Here is a 14,327-nt window from a genome sequence, read left to right as displayed (position 1 = left end):
CAACTCAATACGTCACAGTCAGACTGTCTGCGTCTACCTGCAGGCTTTTCTTGCCCAACACCGCCGTAGCCGCAGCGGCAAACTGGGCACCCCATTGGGCATCGGCAAAGCGCACGACACCTGCCTCGCGGGCAACCACGACCACCTTGTCGGCCAGCAACACCTTACCGGAAGCGCGCAAGGGCTCGCACTCCAAGGCCACGAACTGATCGTCCAGCCACTTGCGCGCCAGGTCATTGGCCATGGGCTCCTTGCCATCCATGGCGAACGAAAAGCTCTGTCCGCCCACGGTCACGTTCACTTCGTTGCGCATTGGTGCTCCTGTGTCTTGTTGATGGCAGAAGATTAACGCAAATGAATTGTCGCCACGCTGACAAAAGGCAAGCGTGGCGACTCCATGGCAAACTGACTAGCGACGACGTGCCTTCACGGCAGCAGACAAGACCTCCAGAGACTCCAGAGAATCATCCCAGCCCAGGCAGGCGTCGGTAATGCTCTTGCCGTACTCCAACTTGGCCGAGTCGTCCTTGCCCGGTGTGAATTTCTGCGCACCAGCGTGCAAGTGGCTTTCCACCATCACGCCAAAGACGCTGTGCGAGCCCGCGGCAATTTGCGATGCAATGTCGCGCGCCACGACCAGTTGCCGCTCATGCTGCTTGCTGCTGTTGGCGTGGCTGCAGTCCACCATCAAAGTCGCAGGCAGCTTGGCCTTCTCCAAGTCGGCGCAGGCGGCCGCCACGCTTTCTGCGTCATAGTTTGGTGACTTGCCGCCGCGCAGGATGACGTGGCAATCCTTGTTGCCCTTGGTCTGCACAATCGCCACCTGTCCGTTCTTGTGCACCGACAGGAAGTGGTGCCCGCCTGCTGCAGCCTGGATGGCATCGGTAGCGATCTTGATATTGCCATCCGTTCCATTCTTGAAACCGATGGGCGCAGACAGACCCGAGGCCAGTTCGCGGTGCACCTGGCTTTCGGTGGTACGTGCGCCAATGGCGCCCCAGGAAATCAAGTCGCCCAGGTACTGCGGCGAGATCACATCCAGGAACTCGCTGCCAGCCGGCAAACCCATGCGATTGATTTCGATGAGCAACTGGCGCGCAATGCGCAGGCCCTCATCAATGCGGAAGCTCTCATCCAGGTAGGGGTCATTGATCAGCCCCTTCCAGCCCACCGTGGTGCGTGGCTTTTCGAAGTACACGCGCATGACGATTTCCAGCGTGTCGGCATATTTCAGGCGCTGCTCTTTCAGACGTCGGGCGTATTCCAGTGCCGCCGATGGATCGTGGATGGAACACGGCCCGATGATCACTAGCAGGCGGTCATCCTTGCCGGCCATGATGTTGTGGATGGTGTGGCGCGTGTCGGAAATCAGCTTTTCAACAGGTGTGCCCTGGATCGGGAAGAAGCGGACCAGATGCTCGGGAGGTGGCAACACGGTAATGTCCTTGATGCGTTCGTCGTCGGTAATGCCAGTGCGGTCGGCGCTGGTATGGGCTTTGGTAGTCATGGCGATTTCCTGGTTAAAACAAAAATGCACATAAAAAAACCGCCGGGGGTGCCGGCGGTTTTTGGAAGATTCGGGACCTTTTCTACAGGTACGCTCAGATCTCTCTACCGCCGCAGGCGCTTGAGAACCAAAAGTAGCTAAAGAAGAAAGTTGCTGAATGCATGGTTGGCAATGTAGCACAAGTTTTTGACAGCGCCCATTCAGGCTACAAAGTAGCGCCAAAGTCCGTAGGCAACAAAGCCGCTGAGAATGGCACCCAGGGTATGCCGGCTGATCAACGCAACCAGCGTGGCGACGATGGTGCCCGGCAGATAGGCGTTGTGCAGTGACACATCCACCACGCCCTGGGGTGCCAACGCCATGGGCGTGATCAGTGCCGTCAGAACCGCCGCAGGCACATACCGCAAGGCACGCTCCAACCATGAAGGGAACGCCAGCCCATGGCCAAACACCAGAAAGCTCAGACGTATGCCGTAGGTCACCACCACCATGCCCAGCAAAGTCCATAGCCAATCGGTGTTCATGCCGCGGGCCTCTTGTCTTCTGCAGGCGCAACGCGTGCAGCCCATACTTCCATGGCGACGCCTGCGGCAACGCCCGCAACAGCTGCCAGCATCAGGCCCAGCTTGTAAGGCAGTCCGCGCGCCAGCATGGCCACTACGCCCGCCACCAGAGCGGCCATCAGAATGGGCCGCTCCCGCAATTGCAGCGCCACAATGGCGGCAAAGGTCGCCACCATGGCAAAGTCCAGCCCCAGGCTTGCCAGCCCCGGCACGCTCTGTCCCAGCAGCACCCCCACCGTGGTCCACACCAGCCAGTTGACGTACATGGACAGCGAAGAGCCCAACCAGTAGTAGGCGCCATCTTTCACGTCGACGTGATGGCGCAACTGGTTTTCCACCACGGCAAAAGTTTCATCGGTAAGCCAGAAGGACAGCGCCCAGCGCCAGCGCGCAGGAAGTGTGCGCGCATAGGGCAGCAATGTGGCGCTGTAGAGCGCATGGCGCAAGTTGACGACAAACGTGGTCAGCCAGATCACCGGCAACGCCGTACCGCTGCCAATCAGGCTCACGGCCACAAACTGGGACGAACCGCCAAACACCAGTGCCGACATGCCCAGGGTCATCCACACCGGAAGGCCGGAGCCGATCGCCAATGCACCGAATATCACCCCGAAAGGCGCCGCACCCACCAGCATCGGAAAGGTGTCACGCGCACCGGCTACGAATGGACGCAAAGGCAGCAACCTGTCAGGCCGTGCCGCCCACGGTCAGACCGTCGATGCGCAGCGTGGGCTGACCCACGCCTACCGGCACACTTTGGCCTTCCTTGCCGCAGGTACCCACTCCGCTGTCGAGCTTCATGTCCGAGCCAATCATGGTGACGCGCGTCAGCGCATCCGGCCCGTTGCCCACGATGGTGGCGCCCTTGACGGGGTAGAGGATCTTGCCGTTCTCCACCCAATAGGCCTCACTGGCAGAGAACACAAATTTGCCGGACGTGATGTCCACCTGACCACCACCGAAATTGGTGGCATACAGGCCCTTCTTGATGCTGGCCACGATTTCCTCGGGGGCCTTGTCGCCGCCCAGCATGTAGGTGTTGGTCATGCGCGGCATGGGCACGTGCGCATAGCTCTCGCGGCGGCCATTGCCTGTGGGTTTGACACCCATCAGGCGGGCATTCATGGAATCCTGGATATAGCCCTTAAGAATGCCGTCTTCGATCAGCACATTGCGCTGGCTGGCATTGCCCTCGTCATCCACATTGAGCGAACCGCGGCGGTCGGCAATAGTTCCGTCGTCCAGCACGGTCACGCCCTTGGCCGCCACGCGCTGGCCGATACGGCCACTGAATGCGCTGGAACCCTTGCGATTGAAGTCGCCTTCCAACCCGTGGCCAATGGCTTCATGCAACAGGATGCCGGGCCAGCCGGAACCCAGCACCACCGTCATTTCGCCTGCGGGGGCGGGGCGCGCATCGAGATTGGTCAGTGCCGCATGCACGGCCTGGTTGACGTATTCCTCGATCTGCGCGTCGGTGAAATAGGCCAGCCCGAAACGGCCGCCACCACCACTGGAGCCAACTTCGCGTCGGCCTTTTTGCTCTGCAATGACCGTCACCGACAACCGCACCAAAGGACGCACATCCGCCGCCAACGTGCCATCGGCGCGGGCCACCAGCACCACGTCGTACTCGGCCGCCAGACCGGCCATGACCTGCGCCACGCGCGGATCCTTGGCACGCGCCAGGCGCTCCACCTTGCCCAGCAGCTCGACCTTGGTGGTGCTGTCCAGCGTGGAGATCGGGTCCACTGCCGTATAGAGACTGCGCGCACCGGCGATCTTGTTCGCCGAGGCCTTCACACGCGCTGACTTGGCTGCACTGGAGATGGTGCGCACAGTGCGTGCGGCATCCAGCAACGACGCCTCGGAAATATCATCGGAATAGGCAAAGGCCGTCTTCTCGCCACTCACCGCGCGCACGCCCACGCCCTGGTCGATGCTGAAGGAGCCGGTCTTGACGATGCCTTCCTCCAGGCTCCAGCCTTCGGAGCGGGTGTATTGGAAATACAGGTCCGCTTCGTCGACCTTGTGCGCCTTGATTTCGTTGAGCGCGCGGGTCAGATGGGATTCATCCAGGCCAAACGGCGTGAGCAACAGGGACTTGGCCGTGGCCAGGCGTTCGATGGTGGGTTCGCGAGAGATCATTGGGCCATTTTAGGCGCCACGGTTGGAGTGTGGCGGTTTATGGTTCAAGACCTTATTGTTGGGGAGCCCTGTTGGGAGTTGGTGAGGCATTTCCCTCGGGAGCTTTGGCATCCCCAAAAAATCAGGACTGCACCAACCGCTTCGAATTGGCAATCGACATCAGAATGCCCAACGCCAGCCCCAGCGTCACCATCGCAGTACCGCCGTAGCTGATGAACGGCAAAGGCACGCCCACCACCGGCAGGATGCCGCTGACCATGCCCATGTTCACAAAGGCGTAGGTAAAGAAGATCATGGTCACGCTGCCCGCGAGCAGGCGGGCGAACAGTGTGGGGGCTTCCAGCGCAATGGCTAGGCCGCGCAACACCAGGAAGATGAAGGATGCGATCAGGCACAGATTGCCCAGCAGGCCGAACTCTTCCGAGAAGGCGGCGAAGATGAAGTCGGTGGTGCGCTCGGGGATGAATTCCAGATGGGTTTGCGTGCCCTGCATGAAGCCCATGCCGAAAACGCCGCCCGAGCCGATGGCAATCATGCCCTGGATGATGTGGAATCCCTTGCCCAACGGGTCCCGCGTGGGGTCCAGCAGGGTGCAGATACGTTGCTGCTGGTAGTCGTGCAGCACCGGCCAACGCATGCCATCGGCGCACAGTGTGGGCTCGAAGATCACCAGCAGAGCCACGCCTATCAGGCCCAACACAATGGGCGGGACGATCAGCTTCCAGCTCATGCCGGCAAAGAAGATCACCGACATCCCCGCCGTCAGGATCAGCAACGCAGTACCCAGATCGGGCTGCTTGATGATCAGCGCCACCGGCACAGCCAGCAGAACTGTAGCCACTGCAAAGTCCAGCGGGCGCAACTGGCCCTCGCGCTTCTGGAACCACCAGGACAGCATCAGCGGCATGGCGATCTTGAGAATTTCGCTAGGCTGGATGGTCACGCCCACGTTGATCCACCGCTTGGCCCCTTTCTTGGTGATGCCGAAGATAGCGACTGCAATGAGCAGCGCGACCCCCACCGTGTACAGTGGCACGGCCAGCGCCATCAACCGCTGGGGCGGAATCTGGGCCACGACAAACATGAGGCCGGCCGCAATCAGCATATTGCGTGCATGGTCCTCGAAGCGGGTGCCATGGTCCCAGCCGGAGGAATACATGGTGAGCAAACCGGCGCAGGCCAGCAGAAAGACCGCAAACGCCAGCGGGCCGTCAAAGCCTGCAAACCAGGGCGCAATGCGCTGGCGCAGGGACGGCTGAGAAAATGTGGATGACATGAGCCCAATTATCCCGCCAAGCGAACAAACCACCGCCATCACATGACCACCACCCACCTGCTATACCTGCACGGCTTTCGCTCCTCCCCACAATCGGCCAAGGCGCAGCAGACATTTGCTGCAGTACAAAGGCTCCACCCCGAGATCGTCTGGTGGTGCCCCCAGCTTCCCCCATCGCCGCACGAAGCCATGGAAATGGTCATGCAAGGCATCGCAGACTGGCCGCTGGAGAGCATGGCCGTCGTGGGATCATCCCTGGGCGGCTTCTATGCCACCTGGATTGCCGAGCGCACCGGCTGCCGAGCGGTGCTGCTCAATCCGGCGGTAGACCCGGCGCGGGACCTGGCCGCCTACATCGGCGAGCAGACGCACTGGCACGATCCACAGGAAAGCTTCTACTTCCAACCTGAGTACGTGCAGGAGTTGCGCGATCTGGTCTGCGGGCCGCTGGGCCGACCGCGCAACTACTTCTGCATCATTGCCAAGGGCGACGAGGTGCTGGACTGGCGCGAAATGCATGCGCGCTATGCAGCGTGCAAAGTGCTTCTGCTCGAAGGCGGCAACCACGCCATCTCCGACTATGAGAGCCACCTGCCCACGGTCATGGCCCATATCACCGGGGACTGAAGACAAATACAGGGACAATCCCCCCATGTTTTTATTGTTTGAAGAAGCCGGAAAGTTCATGGCCGGTCGGGTGCTGTCGGAGGCTGAGTCCTCTGCGCAGGTGGAGTTGGATAGTGGCAAACGGGTCAAGGTCAAGGCCGCCAACATGTTGATCCGGTTTGAAAAGCCCGCGCCGGCGGCCTTTGTGCAGGCCGCACAAAAACAGGCCGAAGGCATTGAGCTGGAAATGGCCTGGGAATTCGCGCCAGAAGAGGAATTTGGCTTCGCCGATCTGGCGCGCGACTACTTCTCGGCCAACGCCAGCATCGAGCAGCAGGCTGGAATGCTGTTCAAGCTGTTTGAGGCGCCGCACTACTTCCGCCGCGCCGGCAAGGGCCGCTTCAAGCGTGCGCCGGCCGACATCATTGCCCAGGCTCTGGCCGCCATCGAAAAGAAGCGGCAGATTGCCGAGCAGATCACCGCCTGGGCCGGCGAGCTGGGCCAGGGCGCTTGCCCGGAGCCCATCAGGGAGCAGCTCTACAAGATCCTGTTCAAGCCCGACAAGAACGCCGCCGAGTACAAGGCCGTGGTCGAGGCCTCGCGCGCCACGCATACCGCACCGCTGGAACTGCTGCAAAAGGCCGGCGCCATCCACTCGCCCTACCTCTTCCACTGGAAGCGCTTCCTGCTGGAGAACTTCCCCAAGGGCCATGGTTTTCCCGCCGTCACCGCGCCGGCCATTGCCGACGAGCTGCCGCTGGCCCCGGTACAGGCCTACTCAATCGACGACTCCCAAACTACCGAAATCGACGATGCCCTCTCCCTGCAAGGGCTGGGCAGCGGCACGGTCACCGTGGGCATCCACATCGCAGCGCCCGGCCTGGCTGTGCTGCCGGGCAGCCCGGTGGACCAATTGGGGCGTGCGCGCCTGTCCACGGTCTACATGCCGGGCTACAAGATCACCATGCTGCCCGACGATGTGGTGCAGATCTACACCTTGCAGGAGGGCCGTGCCTGCCCCGCCGTCTCGCTGTATGTGACGCTGGACGAAGCCACGCTGGACATCAAGAGCAGCGAAACCCGGCTGGAGCGCGTACCCATTGCCCGCAACCTGCGCCACGACCAGCTCGATGCCATCGTGACCGAGCCCTGGTTGCTGGACCCGGCGTTCAACCATGACAGTGAGCCGCAGTCGATGACGGAACTGCGTACGGAACTGGCCTTCCTCTACCGCATGGCCAAGGATCTCAAGGCCAAGCGCGAAATGGTGCGCGGCAAACCCGAAACCTTCAACCGCCCGGACTACAACTTCCGACTGGTGGGCAATGACGGCGCCGAACCCACCGGGGAAGAGACGGTGCAGATCAGTGTGCGCCAGCGTGGCGCGCCGCTGGACCTGATCGTGGCCGAGGCCATGATCCTGGCCAACAGCACCTGGGGCAGCTGGATGGCCGAGCTGGGCGTGCCCGCCATCTACCGCAGCCAGGCCTCGCTGGCGCCCGGCGTCAAGGTGCGCATGGGCACCAAGGCTTTGCCGCACGCGGGCATAGGCGTCAAGAGCTACGCCTGGAGCACATCGCCGCTGCGTCGCTATACCGACCTGGTCAACCAGTGGCAGATCATTGCCTGCGCGCGCCACGGCAAGACGGCTGCGCTGGCAGCACCGTTCAAGCCCAAGGATGCCGACCTGTTCTCCATCATCAGCAGTTTTGACGCGGCCTACAGCGCCTACAACGGCTACCAGGGCGCAATGGAGCGCTTCTGGACACTGCGCTATGTGCAGCTACACGGTCTGACCGAGCTGACCGCATCGCTGTTCAAGGAGAACATGGTGCGGGCCGACGAGCTTCCGCTGGTGCTGCCGGTGCTGGGTGCGCAAGGCTTGCCGCGCGGCGCCAAACTGCGCATCAAGCTGGGAGAAATCGACCTGATCACCCTGGACGTGCATGGCACCGTGCTGGAGCGGCTGGACACCGTGGTTGCCGATGAAACGGCGCAAGCCACCGAGGAAGACGACGAAGAAGTGGCCGGCCCGATCGCCATTGCGGTAGATGTGAGCGACAGCGCGGAAGGTTCTAACGATAATCCTGCCTAGTGATTCTTTCCAAATACAGCACTTTGCAGTTGGCCCTGGGTGCATCGCTTGCGGTGCACGGGGTGCTGCTTTCGGTGCGATTTGTGGACCCGGAGTCGTTCCGACGGGTGTTTGAGGACACGCCGCTGGAAGTCATTCTGGTCAACGCCCGTACCAACGAGAAGAGTGACAAGGCCAAGGCCATCGCCCAAGCCAGCCTGGCCGGTGGCGGCGATGCCGAAAAAGGCCGCGCCACCAGCCCGCTGCCGCCAGCCCCTCTGACCGACACCGGCGAGACCCTGGAAATGGTCAATGCCAGCAAGCTGCAAAGCCTGCAGGAGCAGCAAAGCGTGCTGCTGTCCACGGTGCAGGAACAGATTGCCCGACTGCCCCAACCCGAACCCAAGGAACTGAGCAACAAGACCGAAGCGCAGCAGCGCGAGGAAAAGCGCAAGCAGCTGCTCAACCTGCTGGCCGAGATCGAACGGCGCATCAACAGTGAAAACTCGCGACCCAAGAAGCGCTATATCAGCCCTTCCACCCGCGAGGAAGTCTATGCCGTGTACTACGACACGCTGCGCCGCACGATCGAAGACCGCGGCACCGAAAACTTCCCGGCCTTCAACGGGAAGAAGCTCTATGGCGAACTGACCATGATTGTGACTGTCAACTTTGATGGCCGCGTACTCGGCACCGAAGTGGTGGAGAGCTCGGGCAGCAGCCTGCTGGACCGCCGCGCGGCTGCCATTGCGCGTGCTGCCGGGCCTTTTGGCCCCTTCACACCGGCCATGCGCAAGCAGGCCGACCAGATTCTGGTGGTATCGCGCTTCAAGTTCACCCGCGACGAAACCCTGCAAGCACGGGTCAGCTCGGCACCATGAGGGCGGCGGGACGTTGGCTGGGTCTGGTGGCCCTCTGTTTGCTGTGTCTGCAAATTTTCTTCATAGGCCGTATCGCCGTGATGGTGGTGGTGGACCCGCAATCCACCGCGTTCCAGCGCTCCGAAGCCTGGCGCATTGCCGGGACCAAGGGTGCCTTGCCCTGGGCCCAGACCTGGGTTCCGTACGCGCAACTGTCGGACAACCTCAAACGTGCAGTGATCGCATCCGAAGACGATGGCTTTACCAGCCACGATGGTGTGGACTGGGATGCGCTGGAAAAAGCCTGGGCCAAGAACAGCAAGGCCGAGCAGCGCGCCGAGCTCAAGGGCAGCAGCAAACCTCCCAAGGTGGTGGGCGGCTCCACCATCTCGCAGCAGTTGGCCAAGAACCTGTTCCTCTCGGGTGAGCGCACCCTGTTTCGCAAAGCCCAGGAATTCGTGCTCACCATGGCGCTGGAGACCCTGCTGGGCAAACAACGCATTCTGGAGATCTACCTCAACAGCGTGGAATGGGGCGAAGGCGTCTTTGGTGCCGAGGCCGCTGCCCAGCATTACTTCCGCAAGCCCGCTTCCAAACTCACAGCCTACGAGGCCGCCCGCCTGGTGGTGATGCTGCCGCGTCCCAAGTACTTCGAAAAGATGTCCAACTCCGCCTATCTGTCGGGCCGCGCCAGCGTCATCACGGGGCGCATGGCGGATGCCCGTCTGCCCTGACTTGCCGGTGCATTGGTACCTGCGCCTGCATCTGTATCATGGCCGCCATGCTGGCTAAGTTGATGGGCTATTTTTTGCTGGGCCTGGTTCGGTTGCTGACCGGCTCCCAGGCGCGCTGGTATGGATGTCCGCCCAAGGCCGAACAGCGCATCTACTTTGCCAACCACCAGAGCCATGCCGACCTGGTGATGATCTGGGCGGCGTTGCCCGAGGAACTGCGCCATGTGACCCGCGCCATTGCGGCGCGCGACTACTGGACCAAGACTCCCTTCAGGCATTGGCTGACCTCTGCCGTGTTCAATGTCATCTATGTGTCACGCGAGCGCACGGCGGACGAAGACCCGCTGGAGCCGCTGATCGAAGCGTTGGGCCGCGGCGACTCCATCATCCTGTTTCCAGAAGGAACGCGCGGCCACCAGGGATTGCCACAGGCCTTCAAGGCGGGCCTGTACAACCTGGCTGCCAAGTTTCCGCAAGCGGTACTGGTGCCCGCCTGGATCAACAACGTGCAGCACGTGCTCCCCAAGGGCGAAGTGGTGCCGGTGCCGGTGCTGTGCTCGGTCACCTTCGGTGCCCCCTTGCATCTGGAGCCTGGCGAGGATAGGCGAGCCTTCCTGGACCGCGCCCGCAATGCCGTGATCGCCCTGCGCGACGTCTGAATTCCAAGCCATGTATTTCTACCTGAAGAACCTGTCCCCCACCCAGCAGATAGGCGCCCTGTTTGTGCTGGTATTCGGCCTGCTGCTGGCAGCGAGCATCACCGCGTTTTCGTTCACCATCCGCGAGTTTGCCGACGAGACCGAGGCCGAAAACCGGCGCGCGCAGCTGCGCAGCATCAACGGCATCATCCGCACCAGTTGGTTCATGGTGGTGGTGTTCTGGCTGGGCTGGATGATGGGCAATCGCGTGGCGCTCACGCTGTTTGCCCTGGTGTCCTTCTTTGCCCTGCGCGAGTTCCTGACGCTCTCGCCCACACGGCGCGGCGACCACCGCAGCCTAGTGCTGGCGTTTTTTGTCGTGCTCCCCGTCCAGTATTGGCTGGTGGCAGCGGAACACTTCGACATGTTTGCGGTCTTCATTCCGGTGTTCGTCTTTTTGGCGCTGCCGGTAGTCAGCGCGCTTGCCAATGATCCGCAGCATTTCCTGGAGCGCAATGCCAAGCTGCAGTGGGGCATCATGGTCTGCATCTATGGCATGAGCCATGTACCGGCGCTGCTGATGCTGCACTTTCCGGGCTACGACCACCGCAATGCCTTCATGGTGTTCTTTCTGGTCATGGTGGTGCAGGTCTGCATGGTGACCCAGCATCTGATGGGACGCTGGCTGCAACGCAAGCCTGTGGCGCCCGCCATCAGCACCAGCTTCAACTGGCCCAGCTGGTGGATCGGCATCAGCGTGGCCAGCGTGTTTGGTGCAGCGTTGGCAGGTATCACACCGTGGGTGCCGGGCACGGCCTTTGCGTTCTCTTTCATTGCCTGTCTGGCCGGCTCGCTGGGACACTTTGTGATGAAGGCGCTCAAGCGCGACCGCGGCATTCCGAGCTGGGGCAAGGAAGGCCGCGCCGTCACCGGCGCCGGTGGCTTGCTGGACCGGGTGGACGCCCTGTGCTTTGCGGCACCGGTATTCTTTCATTCGGCCCGCTGGTACTTTGATCTGTAGGAACCCATGCGAATACTTGGCATAGACCCGGGCCTGCGCACCACCGGATTCGGCGTGGTGGATGAACACGCGGGGCAATTGCGCTATGTGGCCAGCGGCACCATCAGCACCCAGCACCTGGATACCAGGGCGTTGCCGGAGCGCCTGAAGATCCTGTTCGATGGCATTGGCGAAGTGGTGCAGCGCTACCAGCCGGACTGCTCGGTGGTGGAAATCGTATTCGTGAACGTCAACCCGCAATCCACCCTGCTGCTGGGCCAGGCACGCGGTGCACTGCTGACCGCCTTGGTTTCACAGAACCTGCCAGTGGCGGAATACACCGCCTTGCAGATGAAGCAGGCGGTGGCCGGACATGGCCGTGCCCAGAAGAGTCAGATTCAGGAAATGGTCAAGCGCCTGCTGGGCCTGAGTGGCCTGCCCGGCACCGACGCGGCCGATGCGTTGGGACTGGCCATTACCCATGCCCATGCCGGCAAGGCCATGGCCCGCCTGGCCGCCGCCGATGGCATAGGCGCGGGCAACGCTCTGGCGGGCACAACCAAGAACAAAGCCTCTTACCGGGCGGGGCGTAGCCGATGAAAAGTTACGTACCTGTTCCGAACGAACGTAGCGCAAGCGTGTTTTAGGGTATAGCCTAGGGCTTGTTCTCCAAATCGGTAACCATACTGCAATGCCACAAACGGATAAGAAGAACATGCTCACCGCAAACGACATCTCAGCCCTGATGCGCGCCGACCATGGCGACGCCTTCAGCGTCCTTGGCATGCACGAGCACGACGGCGCCGTCTGGGTCAATGCCATCATGCCCGGCGCCGACAGCGTGGTCGTGCTGGACCGCCAAAGCGGTACGCCCCGCGCCACGCTGCAGCGGATCACGGGCACCGAGGTTTTCAGCGGCGCCATCCCCCAGGCCAAGGAGCGCTTTGAATACCAGTTCCAGGTGGACTGGAAACCAGCTCCCGACCGCACCACGGCTTTGACGCAGGTGCTGGAAGACGCCTACCGCTTCCCCTTTGTGCTGCAGGAAATGGATGTCTGGCTGCTGGGCGAAGGCTCGCACCAGCGCCCTTTTGAAGCCCTGGGCGCGCACTTGACGCAGATGCTGGGCGTGGATGGCGTGCGCTTTGCCGTCTGGGCGCCCAATGCCAAACGGGTCTCCGTGGTAGGCCGCTTCAACCAGTGGGACGGCAGACGCCACCCCATGCGGCTGCGCCGGGAGTGTGGCGTGTGGGAGATCTTCATCCCAGGTCTGGCGCAGGGCGACCTCTACAAGTTCGAAATCCTGGGTGCCGACGGCGGCATCGCACTCAAGGCCGACCCCTACGCCTTTCTGTCACAGATGCGTCCCGACAATGCCAGCGTGGTCTACCCGCTGCTGCCGCGCCGCCCCATGCGCGAAGACCGCGCCCAGGCCAACCAGTTTGAAAAGCCCATGAGCATCTACGAGGTGCATCTGGGCTCCTGGCGCAAGGCCGACGGCTGGCGCTGGCTGAACTACCGCGAGCTCGCCCAGACCCTGGTTCCCTACGCCAAGGAGATGGGCTTCACCCACTTGGAATTGCTGCCAGTGAGCGAACACCCGTTTGACGGTTCCTGGGGCTACCAGCCATTGGGCCTGTTTGCGCCCACGGCGCGGTTTGGCACGCCCGAAGAGTTCCGCGACTTTGTCGATGCGGCGCACGATGCCGGCCTGGGCGTCATCCTGGATTGGGTGCCTGCGCACTTCCCCAGCGACGCCCACGGCTTGGCCAATTTTGACGGCACCCACCTGTACGAATACGCCGACCCGCGTGAGGGCTTCCACCAGGACTGGAACACGCTGATCTACAACTTCGGCCGCACCGAGGTACGCAACTACCTGGTGGGCAATGCGCTCTACTGGCTGGAGCGCTTTGGCATCGACGGCCTGCGCGTGGATGCGGTGGCCTCCATGCTGTACCGCGACTACAGCCGCGCCGAGGGCCAGTGGATTCCCAACAAGCACGGCGGGCGCGAGAACCTGGAAGCCATGGAATTCCTGCGCCGCATGAACTTCATTGTCGGCACCGAGCGGCCTGGCGCCATCACCCTGGCCGAAGAGTCCACCGCCTTCCCCGGCGTGAGCCGCCCACCCAGCCCGGACCTGCAAAGCGGCGGCCTGGGCTTTCACTACAAGTGGAACATGGGCTGGATGCACGACGCCCTGCAATACGCCGCCTACGACCCGGTCTACCGCAAGCACCATCAGAACAAGCTCACCTTCGGGCTGATGTACGCCTTCACCGAGAACTTCGTGCTACCGCTCTCGCACGACGAGGTGGTGCATGGCAAGAAATCCCTGCTGGGTAAGATGCCAGGCGACCCGTGGCAGCAGTTCGCCAACCTGCGCGCACTCTATGGCTTCATGTGGGGCTACCCGGGCAAGAAGCTGCTCTTCATGGGATGCGAACTGGCCCAACCCACCGAATGGTCGGACACTGGCAGTCTGCCCTGGCATCTGGAAACCGAGCCCACGCACAACGGTGTGCAACGCCTGGTGCGTGACCTCAACCGCGTCTACCAGGCCTATCCCGCCCTGCACCAGCAGGACGTCAAACCGGGTGGCTTTGAATGGATTTCGCATGACGATGCGGCGCAGAGCATTGTGTCATTCACCCGCTGGGGTGAGGACGGCAGTTGCGCGGTGGTGGTGTGCAACTTCACGCCAGTGCCGCGCTACGACTACCGCCTGGGTGTACCGCGCGGCGGCGAATGGACCGAGCGCATCAATTCCGACCAGACCGTGTACGGCGGCAGCGGCATCACCAACAATGCGCTGTACAGTGAGCAGGTCAGCGCACACAACCTGCCCCAATCCATTGTCATGACGCTTCCACCGTTGGCCACCCTGATCCTCACTCCCACCTGAAAGCTGCGGCGGA

The 14,327-nt window shown here is 62.1% G+C and carries 14 protein-coding genes; 8 read left to right on the top strand and 6 right to left on the bottom strand.

Annotated elements, in window-relative coordinates; genetic code table 11:
• Positions 1-4: 4 nt before the first annotated feature.
• The 6 genes from AAGF34_RS11425 to rodA form a co-directional block, all read right to left on the bottom strand.
• On the bottom strand, positions 5-313 hold the full coding sequence (locus AAGF34_RS11425) for a hypothetical protein (protein WP_342620722.1): 309 nt from the start codon (positions 311-313) through the stop codon (positions 5-7).
• A gap of 96 nt (positions 314-409) precedes the next feature.
• Positions 410-1,507 (bottom strand): 3-deoxy-7-phosphoheptulonate synthase, encoded by a 1,098-nt coding sequence (locus tag AAGF34_RS11420; protein WP_342620721.1) that lies wholly within the window; start codon positions 1,505-1,507, stop codon positions 410-412.
• 200 nt (positions 1,508-1,707) lie between these two features.
• Entirely contained in the window at positions 1,708-2,031 is a 324-nt protein-coding gene (locus tag AAGF34_RS11415) for an AzlD domain-containing protein (protein WP_342620720.1), read from the bottom strand.
• A complete protein-coding gene (locus AAGF34_RS11410) occupies positions 2,028-2,744 on the bottom strand; it encodes an AzlC family ABC transporter permease (RefSeq protein ID WP_342620719.1) in 717 nt (238 codons plus the stop codon). Before AAGF34_RS11410 ends, AAGF34_RS11415 begins: the two co-directional genes overlap by 4 nt.
• Positions 2,745-2,757: 13 nt before the next feature.
• Complete coding sequence (gene tldD, locus AAGF34_RS11405; RefSeq protein WP_342620718.1) at positions 2,758-4,218, bottom strand: metalloprotease TldD; 1,461 nt, start codon at positions 4,216-4,218, stop codon at positions 2,758-2,760.
• A gap of 121 nt (positions 4,219-4,339) precedes the next feature.
• The gene (gene rodA / locus AAGF34_RS11400; RefSeq protein WP_342620717.1) at positions 4,340-5,494 is read right to left on the bottom strand and encodes a rod shape-determining protein RodA; all 1,155 of its coding nucleotides are present in this window, start codon (positions 5,492-5,494) and stop codon (positions 4,340-4,342) included.
• Between the two features lie 42 nt (positions 5,495-5,536).
• Here rodA and AAGF34_RS11395 point away from each other — a divergent pair, with 42 nt between their 5' ends.
• The 8 genes from AAGF34_RS11395 (at position 5,537) to glgB (ending at position 14,314) form a co-directional block, all read left to right on the top strand.
• Positions 5,537-6,121, top strand: a complete 585-nt coding sequence (locus AAGF34_RS11395) for a YqiA/YcfP family alpha/beta fold hydrolase (RefSeq protein WP_342620716.1) — start codon at positions 5,537-5,539, stop codon at positions 6,119-6,121.
• A 25-nt stretch (positions 6,122-6,146) separates the two neighbouring features.
• Complete coding sequence (locus tag AAGF34_RS11390; RefSeq protein ID WP_342620715.1) at positions 6,147-8,195, top strand: ribonuclease catalytic domain-containing protein; 2,049 nt, start codon at positions 6,147-6,149, stop codon at positions 8,193-8,195.
• Positions 8,195-9,055, top strand: coding sequence for a TonB family protein (locus AAGF34_RS11385; RefSeq protein ID WP_342620714.1), 861 nt, complete (start codon positions 8,195-8,197; stop codon positions 9,053-9,055). Before AAGF34_RS11390 ends, AAGF34_RS11385 begins: the two co-directional genes overlap by 1 nt.
• Positions 9,052-9,768 (top strand): monofunctional biosynthetic peptidoglycan transglycosylase, encoded by a 717-nt coding sequence (mtgA, locus tag AAGF34_RS11380; RefSeq protein ID WP_342620713.1) that lies wholly within the window; start codon positions 9,052-9,054, stop codon positions 9,766-9,768. Before AAGF34_RS11385 ends, mtgA begins: the two co-directional genes overlap by 4 nt.
• A gap of 47 nt (positions 9,769-9,815) precedes the next feature.
• Entirely contained in the window at positions 9,816-10,427 is a 612-nt protein-coding gene (locus AAGF34_RS11375; RefSeq protein ID WP_342620712.1) for a lysophospholipid acyltransferase family protein, read from the top strand.
• 10 nt (positions 10,428-10,437) lie between these two features.
• Positions 10,438-11,427, top strand: coding sequence for a phosphatidate cytidylyltransferase (locus tag AAGF34_RS11370; RefSeq protein ID WP_342620711.1), 990 nt, complete (start codon positions 10,438-10,440; stop codon positions 11,425-11,427).
• A gap of 6 nt (positions 11,428-11,433) precedes the next feature.
• Complete coding sequence (ruvC, locus tag AAGF34_RS11365; protein WP_342620710.1) at positions 11,434-12,006, top strand: crossover junction endodeoxyribonuclease RuvC; 573 nt, start codon at positions 11,434-11,436, stop codon at positions 12,004-12,006.
• A gap of 115 nt (positions 12,007-12,121) precedes the next feature.
• Positions 12,122-14,314 (top strand): 1,4-alpha-glucan branching protein GlgB, encoded by a 2,193-nt coding sequence (gene glgB, locus AAGF34_RS11360; RefSeq protein WP_342620709.1) that lies wholly within the window; start codon positions 12,122-12,124, stop codon positions 14,312-14,314.
• Positions 14,315-14,327: the final 13 nt, after the last annotated feature.

The sequence above is a fragment of the Rhodoferax sp. GW822-FHT02A01 genome, from assembly GCF_038784515.1.
In the GTDB taxonomy this organism is placed as follows: Bacteria; Pseudomonadota; Gammaproteobacteria; order Burkholderiales; family Burkholderiaceae_C; genus Allorhodoferax.
Note: the sequence above shows the minus strand (reverse complement) of the source record. Positions and strands in the feature narration are given on the sequence as shown.